Source organism: Oceanospirillum sediminis (genome assembly GCF_014164585.1).
Classification (GTDB): domain Bacteria; phylum Pseudomonadota; class Gammaproteobacteria; order Pseudomonadales; family Halomonadaceae; genus Oceanospirillum; species Oceanospirillum sediminis.
The window spans coordinates 104,906-128,132 of sequence record NZ_JACJFM010000003.1; the positions used below are offsets into that span (position 1 = coordinate 104,906).

Sequence of the window (23,227 nt, forward strand, 5' to 3'; positions counted from 1 at the left end):
ATATCAGCTAACTTTTTGATAACTCAGATTATTAGTTAGAAATCAAGGGGCCTGAAATGGAAGATTTGAACGAAGAAAAAAAAAGCAGTAAGAAAACAATCATTATCATTGTTGTGGTTGTCTTGCTTTCTATTGCGGCAGCGGTAGGAGGGGCACTGTTTTTCATGGGTAAAATACCGGGAATGGAAAATAATGCTCCTGCAGCAGCTGCAGTACCAACAGGTCCGCAGATAACCCCTAGTAATTCTGTCTATTATGCTATGGAACCAGCTTTTGTTATTAATTTCCATGCAGGTAGAAAGCAGCGTTTTATGCAGGTCTACGTTGCGGTAAAGGCTCAGTCTGAAAGTGCTTTGTCACAGGTAGAACAACATAGCCCTGTTATCAGAAATAATCTGAATGTTCTTTTCGGTAAGCAGGATTTTGAGAGCCTGCAAACTCCGGAAGGTAAAGAAGAAATGCGTCAGGCTGCAACCCAGGCGGTTCAGGAAGTACTGGCTAAATATGGTAACGGAGCCACAATTGATGAGGTTCTGTTTACAAACTTTGTAATGCAGTAGGGGCATAAAATATGTCAATGCAGGATCTCCTGTCTCAGGATGAAATTGATGTTCTTCTGCATGGTGTAGAGGATGATGATCTACCGACAGAAGAGGAAGAGTCTGATGCCGGAGATGTGCAGTCATATGACATCACGAGTCAGGACAGAATTGTTCGTGGGCGTATGCCCACCCTGGAAATGATCAACGAACGTTTTGCCCGTTATACACGTATTAGTCTGTTTAACCTGTTGCGAAGAAGTTCTCACGTAACGGCTGGTGGTGTACAGATTATGAAGTTCGGGGAATATGTTCATACTCTGTTCGTACCTACCAGTCTTAATCTGGTAAAAATGAGGCCGCTAAGAGGTTCGGCCTTGTTTGTAATGGATGCCAAACTGGTTTTTAAACTGGTTGATAATTTCTTTGGCGGCGATGGGCGGCACGCCAAGATTGAGGGCAGGGAGTTTACGCCGACTGAGATTCGGACGGTTCAGAAAGTTCTGGAACAGGTCTTTGTTGATCTGAAAGAGGCCTGGAGTTCTGTTCTTCCACTGAACTTTGAATATATCGGCTTTGAGGTAAACCCCTCAATGGCAAATATTGTAAGTCCAAGTGAGGTCGTAGTTGTCAGCACTTTCCATATTGAACTGGATGGTGGTGGTGGTGATATGCATATCACTATGCCTTATTCTATGATTGAGCCTGTCAGGGAGGAGCTTGATTCTGGTGTTCAGAGTGATGTGGATGATGTTGATGAACGTTGGGTGAGAGCGCTTCGTCAGGACGTTATGGAAGCTAAGATTCCTTTAAATGTTAAAGTGGTAGAAAGGGAAATTGCTCTGGGGCAAATTATGGGTCTGGAGGAGGGCGATATTATCCCTGTTGATATGCCTGAACATGTGACCTTGCTGGCAAATAATATTCCTACGTTTAAATGCAAGCTGGGGCGCTCCGGAGAAAATATGGCCTTAAAAATAGTCGAGCAGGTTAAGCTTCAGCGCTAAAGCCAGTGGCTTTATGGAATTGAGTGGTGGTGATCTATGAGTGATGAAAATAACGAAGTAAACCAGGATGAAATGGCTGATGATTGGGCTGCAGCTATGGATGAGCAGACTGAAACTGAAGCTGGTGATGCCGATGACTGGGCTGCAGCGATGGATGAGCAGAGTGCTGATGGTTCAGATGATGAGTGGGCGGCTGCTTTATCAGAGCAGGAAGAATCTGAAGGGATTTCTGAGGATGATATAGAATCTGCCCCTCTGGAATATCTGGAAGATGATGGTGGCTCTATGTCGATGGATGATGATAATCCGAATCTGGATGTCATTATGGATATCCCTGTTACCATTGCTATGGAAGTTGGCAGTACTGAAATCGCCATTCGCAATCTGTTACAGCTTAATCAGGGGTCGGTGATCGAGCTGGACCGGCTGGCAGGTGAACCTCTGGATGTTAAAGTCAATGGCACTTTGATTGCGCATGGTGAGGTGGTCATGGTAAATGAAAAATTTGGTATCCGTCTGACTGATGTGGTCAGTCCATCAGAACGAATTAAAAAGCTACGCTAATTTGAAAATGCGATTTTTTTTATCAATTTTCCTGATTATTTTATTATCAGCATTGAGCCCGGTAACATGGGCTCAATCTGTTTCTTCGGCCTCCCCTGAAGCTGTAGTGGATGGTGCGGGTTCAAACACCTCTTTATTGATTGGCGCAGAAAAAAAAAGCATTTTCTCGGATCAGAATCATATTAACCGGAATCTGGAAAGTGTCGCCTTATCACTCGCACTTGTCCTCTTATTGATTTTTATTCTTGCATGGTTTGTTAAGCGGTTTGCACCTGCCGGAATATCTGTTAATCAGAAACAAATGAGGATACTATCCGTACTGCCTCTTGGAGGGCGGGATAAGCTAATGCTAATTGATATTTATGGTACTCAGATGGTGGTTGCTTCAGGATCATCAGGGGTCAATTGCCTGCATGTTTTTTCAGAACCGGTTTGTTCTGACAATCAGCCTGAAGATAATAAATTTCAGGGCGTATTACAGCAGTTTATGAAAGACAGAGCTAAAAACAGAGATCAGGATTGATGTTGCGTTTACTTTTGATACTGTCCGGCTTTATGTTCTTCAGCCAGGGAGTTATGGCTGAAACAGGAATTCCGGCTGTTACTATGGTGACAGGAGAAGATGGTTCACAGAGTTATACTGTGACAATTCAGATTCTGGCCATCATGACGGCTCTGACTCTTATTCCTGCCGCACTGATTATGCTGACGTCTTTTACAAGGATTATCATCGTTTTTGCAATTCTCAGGCAAGCTCTGGGGTTGCAGCAGTCTCCCTCAAATCAAATTCTGATTGGTCTTGCGCTGTTCCTGACTTTTTTTATTATGACTCCGGTCTGGGAAAGGATTAATGCTGATGCCCTTCAGCCTTATCTGAATGAGAGTATAGAAGCGCTGGATGCTGTTGAGCGGGCTAAAAAACCTATTACAGAGTTTATGCTGGCTCAGACCCGGGAAGATCATGTTGACCTGTTTGCACGTATTGCAGGTTATGAACAGTTTGCATCAGCAAAGGATATTCCATTTAGTATCCTTGTACCTGCTTTTATGACCAGCGAATTGAAAACTGCCTTTCAGATAGGTTTTATTGTCTTTATTCCATTTCTTGTTATTGATCTGGTAATTGCCAGTATTCTGATGGCAATGGGTATGATGATGCTTTCTCCTATTATTATCTCTCTGCCATTTAAAATTATGCTGTTTATTCTTATTGATGGGTGGGCTTTGGTGATGGGAACTCTTGCATCGAGTTTCGGTGCCGGATAGCCGGTAGGGAGCCAGAATATGACACCATCTGTAGTCGTAGATATTCTCCGTGAGGCAATGTTTCTTATTATGCTCATTGTCGCTGTTATGGTTGTTCCTAGTCTTCTGGTTGGCCTGATTATCAGTGTATTTCAGGCGGCAACCCAGATTAATGAGCAGACGCTGAGTTTTTTGCCTCGTTTATTTGCTACTTTGCTGGCTATTGTGATTGCGGGCCCGTGGCTGGTCAGGTCATTGTCAGAGTTTGCAACGCGTTTATACACCAATATTCCATTTCTCATAGGCTGACCTGTGCCTGCTGTAATTACAGATAGTATGATTGTGGAATGGGTGGCTGGATTTTTACTGCCTCTGTTTCGCATTACCGGCTTCTTTATGGCTATTCCTCTTATTGGCTCACAGATGTTGCCTGCAAATATGAGGCTTGCTTTATCTGTAATGATTACCTTGATGGTTATGCCGCTGTTACCCCCTGTTCCTGAGATTGACCCGGTCAGTGTTGAGGCGTTTTTACTCATTGCTCAGGAAGTTATGATTGGGGTTGCCTTTGGTTTTGTTGTCCAGATTGTGTATCAGGTGTTTGCTCTGGCAGGGCAAATTTATGCGATGCAGGCAGGACTGGGTTTTGCTTCTATGGCTGACCCTGCGAACGGTGTTAATTCGACTGTTATCGCACAGTTTCTTGTTATCGGCGGAAATATGTTGTTTGTTTCGATGAATGGACATCTGGCCCTGATACAAATACTGGCGGATAGTTTCAGGATGATTCCTATAGGTTTCGCAGGTGTAAATCAGGAGTTCTTCTGGCAGATAGCTAATATGGGAGGGTGGTTGTTTGCCGCATCTTTCCTGATTGTTATTCCGGGTATCACTGCTCTGTTGATGGTCCAGGCCGGTTTGGGTATCGTTACCCGTGCCGCACCACAGCTGAATGTTTTTTCTCTTGGCTTCCCATTTATGATGACATTCAGCTTGTTGATAGCCTGGATTGGACTCACTACAATTACTGACCATTTTGAAGCGGTTTTTGACTATGGTCTGGGGTTCCTCAGGGACTGGATTGAATCGAGGGCTGTTCACTAATGGCAAAGGAAAATGAAGACGGGCAGGAGAAAACCGAAGAACCCACCGCCAAACGGCTAGAGGAAGCCCGGAAAAAAGGAGATATTCCCAGATCAAAAGATCTTAATACCATGTTGTTAACGCTGGTCGCAGCCGGGTCTCTGCTTGTTTTTGGTCCTGGAATTGCTGATGTTATTCTGGATATCTTTCATTATAATTTTTCCATTAACCGAGAAGATATTTTTGATACGCAGGGGATGTTCAGGCATCTGACACAGTCCGTTAAAGAAGCTATTCTGGGGTTATTGCCTATGATGGCTGTTCTGGTGCTAGCTGCATTGATTGCTCCGATTTCTTTAGGCGGATGGAATTTCAGTACTGAAGCGCTGACTCCGAAGTTTAGTCGTTTAAATCCCATTGAAGGTATTAAAAGACTTTTCTCTCTGAACTCTCTGGTTGAACTCGTAAAGTCGATAGGCAAGGTCGCTGTTGTCGGAGTCTCTGCCTATCTGGTGTTTCATGCCTATAAATTAGAGTTGCCATCTCTTTCCTGGATGGCTCCTGAGTTTGCCTTTGGTAGGATGGTAGAAATTCTGGCCTGGGTCGCTATCTGGATTAGTAGCTCGCTTATTCTGATTGTGTTAATTGATGTGCCATTTCAGCTCTATCAACATAATGAGAAAATGAAAATGACCCTTCAGGAAGTCAAGGATGAGATGAAAAATACTGAAGGTAAACCTGAAGTTAAAGGGCGAATCAGACAGTTGCAACGTGAGATGGCGAACCGTCGAATGATGTCTGATGTTCCTCAGGCAGATGTCGTGATTACCAACCCGACTCATTTTGCTGTAGCTCTGAAATATGAAGATGGACAGATGGGGGCTCCGGAGTTACTTGCTAAAGGTGGGGATGAAGTCGCATTTAAAATCAGAGAGATTGCTGATGCTAACGATATACCTGTATTGCAAATTCCCCCACTTTCCAGGGCGATTTATTACAGTACTGAAATAGGTGAATCAATACCTGAAGGTCTGTATATGGCCGTTGCTCAGGTGCTGGCTTATGTTTATCAGTTGAAGCAGTCCTCTAAGGGTAAGGCTTCGCACCCGGGGAAAGCTCCGTCGCCTGATATCCCGGATGAGTACAAAAAGTAAAATAAATTAAGCAGTTGCTAACAACTATGCCTGATATAGTATTGTTGGTAGCATTAGCATTAATACGATTAATCGCTGCCAGAGCAAGGGCAAAATGGAAAAGACAGAAGTTTTCAACAAAATACGGAGTTTCCCTTATAGTGGGCTGGGGATTCCTGTACTGATCCTTGTGCTATTGGGCATGATGACTTTGCCCATGCCTGTTTTTCTGTTGGACCTTTTATTTACCTTTAATATCGCTTTATCAATCATTATTCTGCTAGTGGCTGTATATTCATTGCGGCCGCTGGATTTTGCTGTTTTTCCAACCATTCTTCTGGTTGCGACACTGCTAAGGCTGGCACTTAATGTAGCCTCAACACGTATTGTACTTCTGAATGGCCACGAAGGTGGTGATGCTGCCGGTAAGGTTATTGAGGCTTTCGGAGCTGTTCTGATTGGCGGTAATTACGTTGTTGGTCTGGTCGTATTCCTGATTCTGATGATTATTAACTTTGTTGTGATCACTAAGGGTGCAGGTCGAATATCTGAAGTAAGCGCTCGTTTTACACTGGATGCGATGCCCGGTAAACAGATGGCTATTGATGCCGACCTCAATGCGGGGCTGATTGATCAGGATGAAGCTAAAAAACGTCGTGAAGATGTGGCTAATGAGGCTGACTTTTACGGGGCTATGGATGGTGCCAGTAAGTTTGTCCGGGGTGATGCCGTTGCAGGTATTCTTATTCTGGTTATTAACGTTATTGGTGGTTTAGGCATCGGTATGATGCAGCATTCTCTGGAGTTTTCAGATGCTCTGGAGAAATATGTATTGTTGACGATAGGTGATGGCCTGGTCGCTCAGATTCCATCGTTATTACTTTCTGTTGCTGCCGCCATCATGGTGACACGTGTGAACAGTTCAGAAAGCATCGGTCAGCAGGTTACCGGACAGATGTTTGCTTCCCCCCAGGCATTGCTTGTTACTGCGGTAATTATGGTTGTGCTGGGTGTTATTCCGGGAATGCCGCATGTGGTTTTCCTGAGTCTGGCCGCAATCGCTGGTGGTGGTGCCTGGGCAATCAATTACTTCGGCGAAAAGAAAAAAGCGGAAGAAAGAGAAGAGAAGAAAAAGCAAGAGATGGAAATGCCTTTGCCTGATGCTGAAACTGTGAATCAGAAAGAGCTGGGCTGGGGTGATGTGCCTATGGTTGATTTGTTAGGGCTTGAGGTGGGTTACAGGCTCATTCCTCTGGTTGATAAAAACCAGGGGGGACAGCTTTTAGGGCGAATTAAAGGTATCAGAAAGAAATTGTCGCAAGAGTTGGGTTTTCTGGTACCTTCTGTTCATATACGGGATAATCTGGAGCTTTCGCCAACAGCGTATCGTATTTTACTTAAAGGTGTTGTTGTTGCTGAAGCTGAAGTTTATCCTGACCGGGAAATGGCAATTAATCCTGGGCAAGTTTTTGGTGAGGTGCCAGGCATCGCTGGTAAAGATCCCGCGTTCGGGCTGGACGCTATCTGGGTTGAAGCCCAGGATCGGGATGAAGCTCAGGCTTTAGGTTACACTGTTGTTGACTCCAGTACTGTTGTTGCTACTCAGCTGAATCAGATTATGCAGAATTATGCCCATGAGCTTATAGGGCATGATGATATTCAGCATCTTATGGATGGATTATCAAGAGGTTCTCCTAAGCTTTCTGAGCAGTTAGTGCCAGATAGTCTTTCGTTGAATCAGTTGCTGAAAATTATCCAGAATCTGTTGCAGGAAAGTGTGTCTATCCGTGATTTTCGAACCATTGCTCAGGCTTTGGTAGAGACAGCCCAGTCAACTCGGGATATTGGTCAGCTGACGTCTGCTGTGCGTGTTGCACTATCCCGGTCAATTGTTCAGTCTATTTGTGGTCCCGGGGTTGATTTGCCTGTTATTACATTAGAGCCACAATTGGAACAGGTTTTGCTACAATCAGTACAGCAGGCGGCCCAGTCAAATGTTGAAGATAATCTTGTGCTGGAGCCTGCTATGGCAGAGCGTTTACAGCAATCGCTGGCTGAGGTTGCACAGCAACAGGAAATGATGGGGAATCCGGCAGTGCTGGTGGTTGCCGCTCCTATACGGCAGGTGCTTGCCCGTTTTGTTCGCTATAGTGCTCAACCGGTCCATGTGCTGTCGTACCAGGAGATTCCTGACAATAAACAAATTACTATTGTGGCTACGGTTGGACAACAATAAACTTACTCGTAGTATGGGAATGTTTCGTAATGCCTGAATTGAAGGATATTGGATAGTATGAAGGTCAAACGTTTTTTTGCTCCGGATATGCGCCAGGCGATGAAACTGGTACGGGAAGAGTTTGGCTCTGATGCTGCGATTTTATCGAACAATAAAGTTGCAGGTGGTGTTGAGATCGTTACTGCAGTGGACTATGACGCGAGTGTTCTGCGTCAGCCTGCCAGTGGTTTATCTGAAGATCAGCCTGATGCACTTACAGAGTCCCTGGCAGATGCTCTGGCAAAAGCCAGGGATGTTATTGATCAGGCTCAGGATGATTCAGGCATTGTCTCTGATGCCAGTGCCCAGCTTAAAAGGCAGAACCAGTCACTTTCACAGAGAGATAATGCGGAAGCTATGGTAGGGGCTCTGGGCGGCACGCAGCGAAGAAGTGATGAAAGTGCAGCTATGAAGGCTATGCAATCTGAAATTCAGGGTTTACGGGAGTTACTCCGTGAGCAGATGAAAGAGTCTATGGCAGAGCGAAAGCCCGTTGAGGCAATGGTTCAGAAGAGGCTTAAGCGGATGGGGGCTTCAGAGGCCTTTATTCAGCGCATAATCAGTGCCATTGCTCTGGACGACAGTGCGCGTTTTGCTGATGCATGGAGTAAGGCTGTCGAGCAGTTACGTTCTGGTGTGATGTCCGGATCTTCAGATATTATTGAGCAGGGAGGAGTCGTTGCTTTTCTCGGCGCAACCGGAGCAGGTAAAACAACCGTAATAGGGAAACTGGCTGCGGACTATGTGTTGAAGCATGGTGCTGACAATATTGCTCTGGTGACAACAGACAGTTACCGTATTGCCGCATATGAGCAGTTAAGAACTTTTGGCAGAATACTGGGTGTGCCAGTCAGAGTCGTTGATGAAAGAAACCCGCTTGAAAGTGCTTTGAAAGCCCTGAAAAGCAAAGCACTCGTTTTAATTGATACTGCTGGGTTGAATAGCCATGACCCGGCTATGAATGATCAGTTCAGAATGCTTGAATCAGCATCAACGCGGATACGCAAGTATCTGGTTGTCAGTGCTACCAGTCAGGCCAGTGTGCTCCAGTCTTCTTATGATTTATATAAACCTCAGGGGCTGAATGGGTGCGTGGTGACTAAGCTGGATGAGGCGGTTAGTGGTGGTGAAGCTATGAGCCTGATTGCTGATAATCGCTTACCTGTCACTTACATTTCAGAAGGTCAGAGAATACCAGATGACTTACGTAGTGGTGATAGTCACTACCTTGTGGGCAGAAGTCTTGAGTTGCTCGAAATGCAGGAAGCGGGTGATTGATTATTGGGGGGCACTAGTTTATGGCTCTGGTAATGATGAACTCTGGGATGTATAACTCCCAGAATGAGCGAAGCAACCTGGTAGAGAAGCATGCCGGGCTGGTTAAAAAGGTAGCTCAGCATTTGATGGGCCGCTTGCCATCCAGTGTCCTTCTGGATGATTTAATTCAGGCTGGCATGATTGGTTTGATTGAAGCTGCACAGAAGTTTGATGGTTCTAAAGGTGCCAGTTTTGAGACTTATGCCTCGATACGTATACGAGGGGCTATGCTTGATGAAGTTCGTCGGTATGATTGGGCTCCAAGGTCTGTACATAGAAACAGTCGACGAGTCAGTGATGCGATTAAGGCTGTCGAGTCTCGCACAGGCAGAGATGCCAGGGATAAAGAAGTGGCTGAAGAGCTGGGAGTCAGTCTGGACGAATATAATGGATATCTTCAGGATTCAGCTGGCACTAAACTTTTTAGTTTTGATGAGATTACAAATCAGGAAGATAACAGCTTTGATATTCCTGATTCAGAATCTGAAGAGCCTTTTGAATCGGTAGAGGGGCATGCGTTTCAGGGGGCTCTGGCTGGTGCTATTTCTGAATTGCCAGAGAGAGAACAGACGGTTCTGGCTCTGTATTATACTGAGGGTATGAACCTTAAGGAAATTGGGGCTGTTTTGTCTGTTAGTGAATCAAGAGTCAGTCAGATTCACAGTCAGGCCGCTCTGAGGCTGAGAAGTCGATTGAGTGAGTGGAAATAATTATTTTAACTCTTTGATATATACATATTTGTAGTATTCTAGTAGTGGCAAATAGGTGAGTGGAGGTTGCCTTGGATAAGAATATGAAAATTCTCATTGTGGATGATTTTTCCACGATGAGAAGAATTGTGAAAAACCTGTTACGTGATCTTGGTTTCACCAATACACATGAAGCAGATGATGGCCTGACGGCTTTGCCAATGCTGGAGACCGGTAATTTTGATTTTCTGGTAACTGATTGGAATATGCCCGGGATGACAGGATTTGATTTGCTGAAAACCTGCAGAGCAGATCCTAAACTTAAGGATATACCGATTTTGATGGTGACTGCTGAAGCTAAACGTGAGCAGATTGTTGCTGCGGCTCAGGCAGGTGTGAACGGGTATATCGTTAAGCCGTTTACTGCAGCAGTGTTGAAAGAAAAGATCGATAAAATCTTTGAACGTCTTGAGCAGAAATAAAGTTCAGTTTCTGATTTGCGGGTAGACAGATATTCATTTAAATAAAGGTTTCTGGTTATGGCTCTGAATAGCCCGGGTGAGCAAACAAGTGAATTTGAACAAATTCTCAAGGAAAGTACTTCTGAACTTATCCAGAAGGTTGAAAGTGGAAACCTTTCTGATGCGGTGAATCTGATTCAGCGCATCAATGATGAAAGAAACCGCAATTTATATCTGGAAGTTGGACGACTTACTCGCGCCTTGCATGATGCCATCACTAATTTTCATATTGATGTTGGGGTTGCAAGCCCGGCTACAGAAGAGATGTCTAAAATGGCAAATGCAACCGACAGGTTGAATTATGTTATTAAAATGACACAAGATGCTGCAAATCAGACAATGGATAAGGTTGATGAGAGTGCTCCTGTTGCCGATCGTCTAAGAGATCAGGCCGGGGCGCTCAGGAAGGACTGGGCTAGACTGGTGCGCAGGGAAATGAAGCCAGAAGAGTTCCGGGAGCTCTATCGCCGTATTGATGATTTTTTAAGAGAGACTGAAGAGCAGTCTGATTCCCTGTCTGGAAATTTTAATGAGATTATTCTGGCTCAGGGCTATCAGGATCTGACAGGGCAGGTTCTTGTAAAAGTAATCAGCCTAGTTCAGGAGATAGAAGAAAACCTGGTTAACCTGGTATGTATGGCTGGCCAGGTCGATAAAATTTCTGGCATTACTCATGATGACAGTGACCGGGAAAAACCAGAAGCTCATGCTCCTGAAGGGCCAATCATTAACGCTGAAGAACGCGTGGATGTGGTTTCAGGTCAGGATGAAGTTGATGACTTGCTATCCAGCCTTGGTTTTTAAGGAGAGTTATGGATGAGCTTTGATGTCGATCAGGATATTTTACAGGACTTCTTGATTGAAGCTGGAGAAATCCTGGAACAACTGTCTGAGCAATTAGTTGACCTGGAACAGTCACCTGATGATCCGGATCTGTTAAATGCTATTTTTCGTGGCTTTCATACCGTAAAAGGCGGTGCAGGTTTCCTCCAGCTTACACCTCTGGTTGATTGTTGCCACGTAGCTGAGAACGTATTTGATACTTTACGTAAACACCAGAGGCAGGTTACTCCTGAGCTGATGGATGTTGTGTTAAGTGCTCTGGACACTGTCAATGAAATGTTTGACGAGGTTCGCTCGGGACAAATGCCAGATCCGGCTGAAACCGAATTATTGAATCAGCTGGAATACTATGCGCAGCCAGAAAGCGAAGCTGGAGAGCCTCCTGTTTCTGCTGGAGCTGATATTACTGAACCTCCTGCGGCTCCTGTTGAAGAGTCGGTGGTTCCAGAGCCTCCGGTTGCTGCTGTTAATGATGCCGAAGGTGATATTACAGATGCTGAGTTCGAATCTCTTCTGGATGCTCTGCAAGGGGAGGGTGGACCCCCTTCAACCCCGGCGACTGCATCCGATCCGGTCAGTACTTCTGGAGATGTGCCTGCTTCTGGTGGTGATGATATCACAGAAGAAGAGTTTGAGGCCCTTTTAGACCAGCTGCATGGTGCGGGACAGTCTCCTACATCTGTTGAAAATGAGAATACCCCTCCTGCAGCTCAGTCGTCAGCTGGTGTTGCCGGTGCATCTGGTGGTGATGATCTTATCACTGATGATGAGTTTGAAGCCTTGCTTGATGAACTGCATGGTTCTGGCGGTGCTCCTGTGCAAAAGTCAGAGCCTTCAGTTCCGACCGCTCCTGCCGTCAGTAAATCACCTGAGCCGCAAAAAGCAGCTCCTGCTGAAGTCGCTTCGACACCTGCTACTCCCTCGCCTGCCAGGCCTGCAGCAGAAAAGAAAGTTGTGGCGAAAAAGGATGCAGCGGCTCCTGCTGCTGAGGCGACAGTGCGGGTAGATACCAGCCGTCTTGACGATATTATGAATATGGTTGGTGAGCTGGTTCTTGTGCGAAACAGGCTGGTACGCCTGGGTGGAGAGAGTTCTGATTCTGAGTTAGCAAAAGCGGTTTCCAACCTGGATGTTGTCACCGCAGACCTCCAGACTTCTGTTATGAAGACCCGGATGCAGCCAATTAAAAAGGTTTTTGGCCGTTTCCCAAGGGTTGTGCGGGATCTGTCTCGTAAACTGAAGAAAGAAATTAATTTGCGTTTGATCGGTGAAGATACCGATTTGGATAAAAACCTGGTTGAAGCTCTGGCAGACCCTCTTATTCACCTGGTGCGAAACGCGGTTGATCATGGTGTGGAGCTACCTGATCTACGGGAACAAAAAGGTAAGCCCAGAGTGGGTGAGGTTGTCCTTGCTGCAGAGCAGGAAGGTGATCATATTCTGCTGACTATTACGGATGATGGTGCCGGCATGAATCCGGATGTACTACGTAGGAAGGCGGTAGAGAAAAATTTGCTGGACCAGGATGCAGCTGATCGTTTATCTGATCAGGAAGCGTTTAATCTTATTTTTGCAGCAGGCTTATCCACTAAAGAGCAGATTTCGGATGTTTCTGGCCGTGGTGTGGGCATGGATGTTGTAAAAACTAAGATCTCGCAGCTGAATGGTACAATTAATGTCTGGTCCGAAGAGGGTAAAGGTTCCAGAATTATTATTAAGGTACCTTTGACTCTGGCTATTATGCCGACTCTGATGATTATGTTGGGAGACCAGACATTTGCCTTACCTCTGGTGAATGTGAATGAAATCTTCCAACTGGATATTTCCAGGGCAAATATCGTTGATGGTCAGGAAGTTCTGGTTATCAGAGAGAAAACCTTACCATTGTTTTATCTGAAGGAATGGCTTGTTCCTGGTGCAGATGTCAGCAGAGATCTTAAAAGCGGGCATGTTGTTGTTGTGTCTGTAGGGACTCAGAAAGTGGGCTTTGTTGTTGATCAGCTGATTGGTCAGGAAGAAGTGGTGATTAAGCCTCTTGGTGATATGCTGCATGGAACGCCGGGTATGGCAGGTGCAACTATTACAGGGGATGGCCGTATTGCTTTGATTCTGGATATTCCGGGCATGCTTAAGCACTACGCCAGTTCAACCCGATAATATACCGGTTTAAGGATTTTATATGCCCATAACCGTATTAGTTGTAGATGACTCGGGTTTTTTCCGGCGCAGAGTCTGCGAACTGTTGAGCAGTGATGATCGGATTAAGCCAATAGGAACAGCCTGTAATGGCCGGGAAGCAGTTGAAAAAGCAATTGAGCTCAAGCCTGACGTAATTACTATGGACTATGAAATGCCAGTATTAGATGGCATTTCAGCTGTTCGTGAAATTATGCAAAAGGCTCCTGCCCCTGTACTAATGTTCTCTTCCCTGACACATGAAGGGGCCAGAATTACTCTGGGAGCTTTGGAAGCTGGGGCAGTTGATTACCTGCCTAAAAATTTTGAAGATATTTCCCGAAGACCGGATGAACTGGCAAAAGTTCTTTGTGAGAAAGTAATTGCTGTTTCCCGTAGCAGGCGTTCTGGTCTGTCAGCCAGTTTAACATCAGGTGGGCGTAGCAGCCGGTTAAACAGAGGAATTGAAAAAGCTCCTGCAGAACCTTCCAGACGAATGGCAAAACCGGCGATTGATCAGTTTGCTGTCAGGCCTGTAAAAACGTCTGTGGGAGTTGCTCCCTCCAGGGCTGTAGTGAAGGGTTCCCCCAAGCGATATGATCTGGTTGCTATCGGGACATCAACAGGTGGCCCTATGGCATTACAGTCCGTTCTTACCAGTTTGCCTGCAGACTTTCCAGCTCCGGTTTTATTAGTACAGCATATGCCCGCTGCTTTTACCGGAGCGTTTGCAGAAAGGCTTAATGGCTTATGTAAGATTACAGTAAAAGAAGCTGAAGACGGAGATCCGATTAAACCCGGATTGGCTTTACTGGCTCCGGGCGGGAAGCAAATGGTTGTGGATAAAAGGGGGAACTGCGTAAGAATTCTCCCTGGAGATGAAAGGCTGAACTATAAGCCCTGCGTTGATGTAACTTTTGGGTCTGCGGCAAAATCTGCATTGGGTAATATCCTTGGTATTATCATGACAGGAATGGGAGCGGACGGACGAGAGGGGTGCCGAATGCTGAAAGAAAAGGGTGCTACAATCTGGGCTCAGGATGAGGATAGTTCAGTTATTTATGGTATGCCTATGGCTGTTGCAAAAGCAGGGTTAACAAATGAGATTCTGAGCCTGGATGATTTAGGACCCCGGCTAATCTCTGATGTTGTGCGATAAGCTCTGTAACTAACTGGTATTTTTAAGGAATCATTCATGCATGTATGGGCTGTGGCTAACCAAAAAGGTGGTGTAGGTAAGACCACCTCTACGGTGACTCTGGGCGGTCTTCTGGCCGACAGAGGTCATCAGGTCCTGCTGCTGGATCTGGATCCACATGGTTCGTTAACCAGTTATTTTAAATATGATCCTGATGGTTTGCAGAAAAGTGCCTATGATCTTTTTCAGCAAGGAAAAAATATTCCAGAGGACTTACCCCAGAGTCTGCTAATGGACACGGGGCATGATCGGTTAAAGCTGATCCCTGCTTCAACTGCTCTGGCAACATTGGAGCGTCAGGTTAGCGCTCAGGGTGGTATGGGGTTGGTGATTTCACGGGCTCTGGCTTTATTGTGGAACAGATTTGATTATGTATTGATTGATAGTCCTCCTGTGCTGGGGCTTTTGATGATTAATGCTCTGGCTTCAGCGGAGCATTTGATTGTGCCTGTACAGACTGAGTTTCTGGCGATTAAAGGCCTGGAACGTATGATGCGGACCTTGCGTATGGTCACTAAGGCTCGCAAAAATGAATTGCCCTACACCGTGGTGCCAACTTTATATGATCGAAGAACTCAGGCTTCGGTACAGAGTTTACGATTGTTGAGGAACTCATATCCGGAGAATATCTGGAACTCTATGATTCCGGTGGATACGAAATTCAGGGATGCCAGTATGGCTGGTATGCCGCCATCGATGCTTGATTCGCAAAGCAGAGGGGTGCATGCGTATAGTGTTTTGTTGAAACATTTGCTGGAAAAGCAGGCGGATCATCGCCAGAGAGATAAAATATCCGGGGAGCGGTAATCGTTATGGCATCTCACAGCAGTAATGACTTTTCATCACCTCAGGAAGCTATTGAAGGGTATCTTGAAGCTCTGCTACAGGATGTAGCTGATTACGAGGAGCCTGAAGGGCTGCAATCCGACTCAGGTGCTGATAGTACTGAGTCTGACACGGTAATTGATGTAAAGCCTGATCTTGCTGATGCTTCTGGCTGGGAAGCTGAACCAGAGGATACCGGACGCGTCTTTTCTCCTTCTGGTTCTGTCAGGGAATTATCAGGTTTTGCTTCAGCTGATTATTCTCCTGAAGTACAGACTCAGGCTGCGACTCATGAAAGTAATGCAGAAGCGCCGTTAGCATTTAAAGAAGATGCTGCTGTTATTATGCCTGATCTTCAGATTGCTGAAGAGGAAATCACTCATGAGCCTGATATTCAGATCAGCGATGAAGTTCAGGTTGAAGATATTTCCATATCCGATGTTCAGGCAGAACCTGAAATTATCGTTGAAGATGAGCTGGAAGACGATATCTCTCTGGAAGATTACGGCGTTACAGAAGATATTGCGGATAGTATTGAAGAAACAGAAACAGAAACAGAAACAGAAACAGAAACAGAAACAGAAACAGAAACAGAAACAGAGCTTACAGAGAACTCTGGCTGGGCAAATGGTAAACCTGTATGGGCTCAGGAGCGGTTTGAGTGCTTATTGTTTAAAGTAAAAGGATTAACTCTTGCAGTACCTCTGGCTGAGCTGGGGGGGATACATAAAAGAGAGAAGGATCTGACACCTTTATTCGGACAACCCAGCTGGTTTCTGGGCATTATGCGCAATAACCAGATGAATATTGGTATGGTCGATACAGCCCAATGGGTTATGCCCGAGTATATCAATGGTACGCACAGCACGGATTATCGTTTTGCTATTCATATTCACAATAGCGAATGGGGTCTGGCTTGTGATGAGGTTGCTGAGGCAATTTCTCTTGATCCGGATGAGGTAAAATGGCGAACAAGTCTGGGCAGACGCCCATGGCTTGCTGGTACTGTTGTTGGCCATATGTGTGCATTGATTGATGTAGCAGCTTTCGCCAGGCTGCTTGATAGTGATAAAGTCCCTGTGGATCTTCAGTCCCTTGATATGGATGAAGAATAAGCAGGTTTGAGAAAGATTTAAACTTAAGGTTATCTTGTCTTTGCAAGGTTTTCGATTATAACGGAGCATTCGCATGGCTAATGTTGTTCAAGCTAAAAATGCAGGGTCTGAAGATCCGATTTTGCAGTATGTGACTTTTCGTCTGGCTGATGAAACCTATGGCATTAATGTTATGCAGGTTCAGGAAGTACTGCGTTACACTGAAATTGCGCCAGTTCCAGGTGCGCCAGCCTATGTTCTGGGCATTATTAACCTGCGTGGTAATGTTGTCACCGTCATAGATACCCGTCAGCGCTTTGGTCTTATGAATGCAGATACCACTGATTCAACTCGCATCGTTATTATTGAAGTTGAGAAACAGGTGGTAGGCATTCTGGTTGATTCTGTTTCTGAAGTGGTTTATCTGAGAGAGTCAGAAATAGAAACTACACCAAATGTGGGTAATGAGGAAAGCGCTAAGTTTATCCAGGGTGTTTGTAATAAGAATGATCAGTTACTTATTCTGGTTGAACTGAATAAGCTGATGTCTGATGAAGAGTGGGCTGAGGTTGCAGCTTTATAACAGGTTGCATACAGAGAGCACTTTTTTATGCAGGATTTACTTATCTATATTCTGATTCTGGTTCCTGTTTTACTGGCCATAATTGCTCTGGTTTCAGTTTCTGGTTCAAAGAAACAAATTAATGAGCTCAGACAGCAGTTGGTGGAAAGTAAACAAGAAACAGAGGCTCTGGTTCAGGCTTTACGAAATGAAACTCATGCGATGGGCAGTGGCTCTATAGGTATTGGTCAGAGACTACAGGAAGTTGAGAAGAAACTGAATCTGACAGTAGAGAAACAAGTTGAACTTGAACAGAAGGATTCTGGTAGCTTGCCTTATACTTATGCCATCAGGTTAGTCGAAATGGGCGCAAGTTCAGATGACCTTGTAGAGAATTGTGGACTGGCTCGGGTAGAGGCTGACTTGATTTCTCTGGTGCATTCTGGCAGCAAGAGGAAAGGTTATAGCTCAGGCAGGCAGAATGCTGCACATATCTGATTCTATCATCCAGAAAGAATGATAACGGTACTATATTAGTGCCGTTTTTATTTTCAGAGCATTATCATTCCAGGTTAAAAATAGTTGAAGAACTCTTTTGTTTGATGAACATCAGGCTAAACAGATATTTGTCATGAGTAGTGCTTTTTTAAGCGGGCTTTTCGGGATGCCTGGTCAGGAGTCACTTTATTGGATTTTTTGTTTTCCAGTTGGTAGACAAACGCAATGACTTCAGCAATAGCCAGATAAAGCGTTTCAGGAATTTCATCACCCAGTTCAACCTGAGCTAAGGCCATCGTAAGTTCAGGGTCTTCATAAATAGGTACATCAAATTCTTCTGCGAGCCTGAGAATTTCTTCCGCTATCAGGTCATCTCCTTTGGCAGTAACCTGAGGGGCACTATGGCGACTCTTGTCATACTTCAGGGCAATGGCTGATTTATTATTTTTTTTCATGCTTTCATATCAAGTAATGAATCTGAATGATTAGTATGGTCAGGTTTCCCTGTCAGACAGCGTGTTTCTTCTACTACTATACCCAGAGAAGATAACCTTTCTCTCAGATCTCTGATGTTCTGGCTGACAACCGGCAGGCTTTCATCTTGTTCAACCCATATTCTGCTGCTGAGCTGCTCATTCTGATATATCAGCCGGGCATGCATTTTTCCAAGAAGAGGAGGGTTGAAAGTAAGGTTAATGATCCAGCGCTTTTGGTATTCGCAGCCGGGTTCAGGCTGTTGATCTTCAGGCCAGACTTCTTGCTCTGCATTTATTTTAACTTCAGATAGTTGCTGGTTAAAGTTCACAGTAATATCTGTTTGCAGAGAAGGAGCAATCTCAGCTCCTTTCCCTGCCTGACTGCTTTGTAATTGATTGCTTCGAATCCTGGCCATTCCTTCCAGCAGCGCCCGGCTTAACTGGTTTTGCTGAAATAGCTTTGTGCCATCTCCGGCTCCATCATTTTTTTGCCTGTTTGTTCGTTCATCCCGATCTGATGTTCCTTTACCAAGTCTGGCCATATGGCGGAATAGCTGAGCAAAGGCACCTTTCAGATCATCTGAACCGATGGCCTGTATTGGTTGATTACCTGTCGTTATAGCTGTTTGTAGTGCCTGTAAAACAATAGCTTCATAAAACACCCCGCTTCTCTGAATGTTACTTCTGACCTCCTGACCTGATGGTGACCCTTTTACAGGAATATTCAGAGGATGTTTACTAATTGTTTCTATTGCTTGTCGAACGTCTGCTGATAGCTGCTGAACAGGCCCAAGCTGAGGCAGCTGGTTCTGCACTTTGGTCAGAGTTTCTCCCATTGGCCTCTGAATAGGTAAAGACTCTCTGAGAGCCATTTGTACCTTGTTCTGAATCGCCTCGTTTTTATTGTCCGTACGAGCAGAGGTAATTGCATCAGCTGTTTTTACAGGAAGATCAGTTTGCTGATTGGTTGTAGAGTTTGTCTGCTGGCTGACTTGAATCTGTGTCTGGGATGAGGGAGCTGTAGATCCTGCAGAAGGAGGTAGCAGGATATTGCCTGCTGTTGCTGGCCTCATCTGGCCAAGAGGTAAAGAAATACTTTGTCCAGAGGAGTTTGATATTGGCCTTACAGGGGTATCGGGCAATTGAGCTTTCACGATATCAATCTGTTGTCCCACCCCTTGTTTTATTACCAGCTGAGAGCCTGCAGCCAGAGGTTTTAGTTGAGGAATAACCACCGTTCTGCCTGTGTCTGGAATATATATCTGGGCTTTACTTGTCACCTGTTGCTGCTGGCTTGCTGCTGATTGTGTTTGCTGTACCTGTCCGGTTTGAGTCTGAGCGGGTTGGGCGGTTTGCCCGGTACTTTGTCCCTGGGCAGGCTGACTTTGCACCGGTTGTCCCTGAGGCTGCGTTGGATTAGCGCCCTGGCTGGGCTGAGGTTGTGCGGCCTGTTGTCCACCGGTCTGTGTTGTCTGAGTCGGCTGAGATGCTGGTACTGGCTGTTGTGTGGTTTGCGTCGGCTGAGATGCCGGTACTGGCTGTTGTACAGTCTGTGTTTGCTGTGCCTGTCCGGTTTGAGTCTGAGCGGGTTGGGCGGTTTGCCCGGTACTTTGTCCCTGGGCAGGCTGACTTTGCACCGGTTGTCCCTGAGGCTGCGTTGGATTAGCACTCTGGCTGGGCTGAGGTTGTGCGGCCTGTTGTCCACCGGTCTGTGTTGTCTGAGTCGGCTGAGATGCCGGTGCTGACTGCTGTAACGTCTGTGTTTGCTGTACCTGTCCGGTTTGAGTCTGAGCCGGTTGGGTTGGTTGCCCGGTACTTTGTCCCTGGGCAGGCTGACTTTGCACCGGTTGTCCCTGAGGCTGCGTTGGATTAGCGCTCTGGCTGGGCTGAGGTTGTGCGACCTGTTGTCCACCGGTCTGTGTTGTCTGAGTCGGCTGAGATGCTGGTACTGGCTGTTGTGTGGTTTGCGTCGGCTGAGATGTCGGTGCTGACTGTTGTACAGTCTGTGTTTGTTGTACCTGTCCGGTTTGAGTCTGAGCCGATTGGGTTGGTTGCCCGGTACTTTGTCCCTGGGCAGGCTGGCTTTGCACCGGTTGTCCCTGAGGCTGCGTTGGATTAGCACTCTGGCTGGGCTGAGGTTGTGCGGCCTGTTGTCCGCCGGTCTGTGTTGTCTGAGTCGGCTGAGATGCCGGTGCTGACTGTTGTAAAGTCTGTGTTTGCTGTGCCTGTCCGGTTTGAGTCTGAGCGGGTTGGGCGGTTTGCCCGGTACTTTGTCCCTGGGCAGGCTGACTTTGCACCGGTTGTCCCTGAGGCTGCGTTGGATTAGCACTCTGGCTGGGCTGAGGTTGTGCGACCTGTTGTCCACCGGTCTGTGTTGTCTGAGTCGGCTGAGATGCTGGTACTGGCTGTTGTGTGGTTTGCGTCGGCTGAGGTGCCGGTGCTGACTGTTGTAAAGTCTGTGTTTGCTTTACCTGTCCGGTTTGAGTCTGAGCTGGTTGGACGGTTTGCGTTGTCTGAGATGCCGGTGCTGACTGTTGTACAGTTTGTGTTTGCTGTGCCTGTCCGGTTTGAGTCTGAGCGGGTTGGGCGGTTTGCCCGGTACTTTGTCCCTGGGCAGGCTGACTTTGCACCGGTTGTCCCTGAGTCTGCTTTGGATTAGCGCCCTGGCTGGTCTGAGGTTGTGCGGCCTGTTGTCCACCGGTCTGTGTTGTCTGAGTCAGCTGAGATGCCGGTGCTGACTGTTGTACAGTTTGTGTTTGCTGTACCTGTCCGGTTTGAGTCTGAGCGGGTTGGGCGGTTTGCCCGGTACTTTGTCCCTGGGCAGGCTGACTTTGCACCGGTTGTCCCTGAGGCTGCGTTGGATTAGCGCTCTGGCTGGGCTGAGGTTGTGCGACCTGTTGTCCACCGGTCTGTGTTGTCTGAGTCGGCTGAGATGCTGGTACTGGCTGTTGTGTGGTTTGCGTCGGCTGAGATGTCGGTGCTGACTGTTGTACAGTCTGTGTTTGCTGTACCTGTCCGGTTTGAGTCTGAGCCGGTTGGGTTGGTTGCCCGGTACTTTGTCCCTGGGCAGGCTGGCTTTGCACCGGTTGTCCCTGAGTCTGCGTTGGATTAGCGCTCTGACTGGTCTGAGGTTGTGCGGCCTGTTGTCCACCAGACTGTGCTGTCTGAGCGGGTTGATTTGGACTGGTTTCCGTTAATACGATTCCCAGAGCTGATTGCCCACGAACCAGGCCTGTACTCCCTTCAACTGTGGTTCGGGCTGGGCCGTTCGGAGATGTGCTTAACTGTACCTGGGCTGCAGGTTGTGTATGATTACCCGCTTTTACCTGAGCTGGACCCTGGATTGATGTCTGGGCTGTATTAGCTGTAGTAGGCGTTGTTTGTGTTGATGCAGGAGAAACTGCAGCCTGACTTGTATTGGCAGTCTGAGGCTGTGTTGGTACAGCAGTAGTCTGACGAGCAGCCTGATTATCGCCCTGTGCCTGAGATGGGCTGGTTGCCTGGCCTGATGTGTTTCTGGCCGGAGCGTTTTGCCCTGATGAAGTCTGTTCCTGACGAGTTTTGTTTACTGGTTCTAACATATCAGCCTTTTCGCTACGTAAGACCTTGATGCAGGTCTGTGGCGCAAAATTAGGAATCGTAGTAAAGTGCGCACTCTTTTGATTATGTAGATATCGGCAGGTTCGTCAAAAAGGTTATATCTGTGCAAGAGCTGCTTTCCGGGCAAAACCTGGCCTGTGAACGGGATGACCGTTTGTTGTTCAGTGAGCTGAGTTTTTCGTTGAGTTGTGGTGATGTACTGCAAATCGCGGGTCCCAATGGTACAGGCAAGACAACCCTGCTGCGAATGCTGGCTGGTCTTTTGCCTGATTATGAGGGTGAAATCTGTTTTAAGGGTCAGCCTGTGCTGGAGGATCCGGAGCGATTCCGGGAAAATCTGCTATACATAGGTCATCATCCAGGTATAAAACTGAATCTGACACCTGAAGAGAATCTCCGTTGGTACCAGGCTCTTTACCGCCCGGCAAGTGCAGAGCAGATTCATTATGCACTGGCCAGGGTAAAGTTGACCGGATATGAAGATGTCCCCTGCTACACATTATCTGCCGGACAACATCGCAGGGTTGCTCTTGCCCGACTTTTTCTTCACCCGGCGCCGCTCTGGATTCTGGATGAGCCCTTCACTGCTATCGATCAGGGTGGAGTGAAAGAAATTGAACAGCTTCTGGCAGATCATGCCCGGCAGGGAGGGGGCGTGATTCTGACGACTCATCATAATCTTTCATTACCTGCGGAACTTAAAGTGATAACTCTGGGTCAGAGCAGGCAACAAAAAGAAAGTTTTCATGAAAAAGACAGTCAGTTGAATACTGAACAGGTGACTGAGCAAGATCCCTTTACTGTTGATCAGAGAGGTGAACATGACTGATTCATCTGTTGGTCAGATCAGTACCTGGCGGGCGTTTACCGGAACACTGAAAAGAGACCTGTTACTGGTGTTCCGTCGCCGTTCGGACATTGTCAATCCGCTGTTGTTTTTTTCTATTGCCGTGACGCTATTTCCTTTGGGTATAAGCCCGGAGCCAGAGTTTTTATCAAATATTGCCGCTGGTGTACTGTGGGTCTGTGCTTTGCTTGCGACCCTGTTATCACTGGATAGCCTGTTTCAGCAGGATATGGCCGATGGTTCACTGGAACAGCTGGTGATTAGCCCTCATCCGCTGTTTATTCTGGTGCTGTCGAAAGTGCTTGTGCACTGGCTGGTGACAGGGTTGCCCCTGACTCTGCTGGCACCTCTACTGGCTGTTATGATGTTTCTGCCTGACGAAGGCTTTGGCACCCTGTTTATTACCCTGTTACTGGGAACGCCAACCCTGAGTCTGATTGGAGCGATTGGTGCAGCGTTGACCGTCGGTTTGCGCAAGACAGGAGTGCTCCTGACGCTGCTGATTCTGCCTCTGTATATCCCGATCCTGATTTTTGGAACAGGGGCTGTAATGGCAACGAGTAATGGAATGGCTGTAGGTGGGCATCTGGCGATACTGGGGGCGATGTTTCTCATTGCCCTTGTGATGGCTCCTCTGGCGGCTGGTGCAGCGCTTAAAATTAGCCTGAATGGCTGATGGCGTCATTAACAGTCTGATGAAATACTCCTGACTGACAATGATCTGGCCAAATATGAA

General features: G+C 46.6%; 23 protein-coding genes. 21 read left to right on the top strand and 2 right to left on the bottom strand.

Going from position 1 to position 23,227, the window contains the following annotated elements:
• Window positions 1–56 precede the first annotated feature (56 nt).
• From H4O21_RS03435 to H4O21_RS03525, 19 genes are all read left to right on the top strand, one after another.
• Window positions 57–560: a flagellar basal body-associated FliL family protein gene (locus tag H4O21_RS03435; RefSeq protein ID WP_182807449.1), complete on the top strand. Its 504-nt coding sequence runs from the start codon at window positions 57–59 to the stop codon at window positions 558–560.
• 11 nt (window positions 561–571) lie between these two features.
• Complete coding sequence (fliM, locus tag H4O21_RS03440; RefSeq protein WP_182807450.1) at window positions 572–1,546, top strand: flagellar motor switch protein FliM; 975 nt, start codon at window positions 572–574, stop codon at window positions 1,544–1,546.
• Between the two features lie 36 nt (window positions 1,547–1,582).
• Window positions 1,583–2,110, top strand: coding sequence for a flagellar motor switch protein FliN (fliN, locus tag H4O21_RS03445; protein WP_220495486.1), 528 nt, complete (start codon window positions 1,583–1,585; stop codon window positions 2,108–2,110).
• Window positions 2,111–2,117: 7 nt separating this feature from the next.
• A complete protein-coding gene (gene fliO, locus H4O21_RS03450) occupies window positions 2,118–2,633 on the top strand; it encodes a flagellar biosynthetic protein FliO (RefSeq protein ID WP_255487115.1) in 516 nt (171 codons plus the stop codon).
• Window positions 2,633–3,376, top strand: a complete 744-nt coding sequence (gene fliP, locus H4O21_RS03455) for a flagellar type III secretion system pore protein FliP (RefSeq protein ID WP_182807452.1) — start codon at window positions 2,633–2,635, stop codon at window positions 3,374–3,376. The genes fliO and fliP overlap by 1 nt, the downstream gene beginning before the upstream one ends.
• An 18-nt stretch (window positions 3,377–3,394) precedes the next feature.
• The gene (gene fliQ, locus H4O21_RS03460; RefSeq protein ID WP_182807453.1) at window positions 3,395–3,664 is read left to right on the top strand and encodes a flagellar biosynthesis protein FliQ; all 270 of its coding nucleotides are present in this window, start codon (window positions 3,395–3,397) and stop codon (window positions 3,662–3,664) included.
• A gap of 3 nt (window positions 3,665–3,667) precedes the next feature.
• Window positions 3,668–4,459, top strand: coding sequence for a flagellar biosynthetic protein FliR (gene fliR, locus H4O21_RS03465; RefSeq protein ID WP_182807454.1), 792 nt, complete (start codon window positions 3,668–3,670; stop codon window positions 4,457–4,459).
• Window positions 4,459–5,592: a flagellar biosynthesis protein FlhB gene (flhB, locus tag H4O21_RS03470; protein ID WP_182807455.1), complete on the top strand. Its 1,134-nt coding sequence runs from the start codon at window positions 4,459–4,461 to the stop codon at window positions 5,590–5,592. The genes fliR and flhB overlap by 1 nt, the downstream gene beginning before the upstream one ends.
• Before the next feature lie 94 nt (window positions 5,593–5,686).
• Window positions 5,687–7,807, top strand: coding sequence for a flagellar biosynthesis protein FlhA (flhA, locus tag H4O21_RS03475; protein ID WP_182807456.1), 2,121 nt, complete (start codon window positions 5,687–5,689; stop codon window positions 7,805–7,807).
• Window positions 7,808–7,864: 57 nt separating this feature from the next.
• Window positions 7,865–9,124, top strand: a complete 1,260-nt coding sequence (flhF, locus tag H4O21_RS03480; RefSeq protein WP_182807457.1) for a flagellar biosynthesis GTPase FlhF — start codon at window positions 7,865–7,867, stop codon at window positions 9,122–9,124.
• A 20-nt stretch (window positions 9,125–9,144) separates the two neighbouring features.
• Window positions 9,145–9,873, top strand: a complete 729-nt coding sequence (locus tag H4O21_RS03485; protein WP_255487116.1) for an RNA polymerase sigma factor FliA — start codon at window positions 9,145–9,147, stop codon at window positions 9,871–9,873.
• Between the two features lie 83 nt (window positions 9,874–9,956).
• Entirely contained in the window at window positions 9,957–10,334 is a 378-nt protein-coding gene (cheY, locus tag H4O21_RS03490) for a chemotaxis response regulator CheY (RefSeq protein WP_440590218.1), read from the top strand.
• A gap of 57 nt (window positions 10,335–10,391) precedes the next feature.
• The gene (locus H4O21_RS03495; RefSeq protein ID WP_182807459.1) at window positions 10,392–11,177 is read left to right on the top strand and encodes a protein phosphatase CheZ; all 786 of its coding nucleotides are present in this window, start codon (window positions 10,392–10,394) and stop codon (window positions 11,175–11,177) included.
• A gap of 12 nt (window positions 11,178–11,189) precedes the next feature.
• A complete protein-coding gene (locus H4O21_RS03500; RefSeq protein WP_182807460.1) occupies window positions 11,190–13,373 on the top strand; it encodes a chemotaxis protein CheA in 2,184 nt (727 codons plus the stop codon).
• A gap of 22 nt (window positions 13,374–13,395) precedes the next feature.
• Window positions 13,396–14,550, top strand: a complete 1,155-nt coding sequence (locus H4O21_RS03505; RefSeq protein ID WP_182807461.1) for a protein-glutamate methylesterase/protein-glutamine glutaminase — start codon at window positions 13,396–13,398, stop codon at window positions 14,548–14,550.
• 36 nt (window positions 14,551–14,586) lie between these two features.
• Window positions 14,587–15,396: a ParA family protein gene (locus tag H4O21_RS03510; protein WP_182807462.1), complete on the top strand. Its 810-nt coding sequence runs from the start codon at window positions 14,587–14,589 to the stop codon at window positions 15,394–15,396.
• A gap of 5 nt (window positions 15,397–15,401) precedes the next feature.
• Complete coding sequence (locus H4O21_RS03515) at window positions 15,402–16,529, top strand: chemotaxis protein CheW (RefSeq protein ID WP_182807463.1); 1,128 nt, start codon at window positions 15,402–15,404, stop codon at window positions 16,527–16,529.
• A gap of 73 nt (window positions 16,530–16,602) precedes the next feature.
• A complete protein-coding gene (locus tag H4O21_RS03520) occupies window positions 16,603–17,091 on the top strand; it encodes a chemotaxis protein CheW (RefSeq protein WP_182807464.1) in 489 nt (162 codons plus the stop codon).
• 27 nt (window positions 17,092–17,118) lie between these two features.
• Window positions 17,119–17,568 carry a DUF2802 domain-containing protein gene (locus tag H4O21_RS03525; RefSeq protein WP_182807465.1) on the top strand — a complete coding sequence of 150 codons (450 nt, stop codon included), beginning with the start codon at window positions 17,119–17,121 and terminating at the stop codon, window positions 17,566–17,568.
• Between the two features lie 131 nt (window positions 17,569–17,699).
• On the opposite strand, the gene H4O21_RS03530 is transcribed toward H4O21_RS03525, so the two are convergent.
• Window positions 17,700–18,023, bottom strand: a complete 324-nt coding sequence (locus tag H4O21_RS03530) for an EscU/YscU/HrcU family type III secretion system export apparatus switch protein (RefSeq protein ID WP_182807466.1) — start codon at window positions 18,021–18,023, stop codon at window positions 17,700–17,702.
• Window positions 18,020–21,625 (bottom strand): flagellar hook-length control protein FliK, encoded by a 3,606-nt coding sequence (gene fliK / locus H4O21_RS03535; RefSeq protein ID WP_182807467.1) that lies wholly within the window; start codon window positions 21,623–21,625, stop codon window positions 18,020–18,022. The genes H4O21_RS03530 and fliK overlap by 4 nt, the downstream gene beginning before the upstream one ends.
• A 122-nt stretch (window positions 21,626–21,747) precedes the next feature.
• Here fliK and ccmA point away from each other — a divergent pair, with 122 nt between their 5' ends.
• Window positions 21,748–22,473: a cytochrome c biogenesis heme-transporting ATPase CcmA gene (ccmA, locus tag H4O21_RS03540; protein ID WP_182807468.1), complete on the top strand. Its 726-nt coding sequence runs from the start codon at window positions 21,748–21,750 to the stop codon at window positions 22,471–22,473.
• Window positions 22,466–23,167 carry a heme exporter protein CcmB gene (ccmB, locus tag H4O21_RS03545; RefSeq protein ID WP_182807469.1) on the top strand — a complete coding sequence of 234 codons (702 nt, stop codon included), beginning with the start codon at window positions 22,466–22,468 and terminating at the stop codon, window positions 23,165–23,167. Before ccmA ends, ccmB begins: the two co-directional genes overlap by 8 nt.
• The last annotated feature ends 60 nt before the right edge of the window (window positions 23,168–23,227 follow it).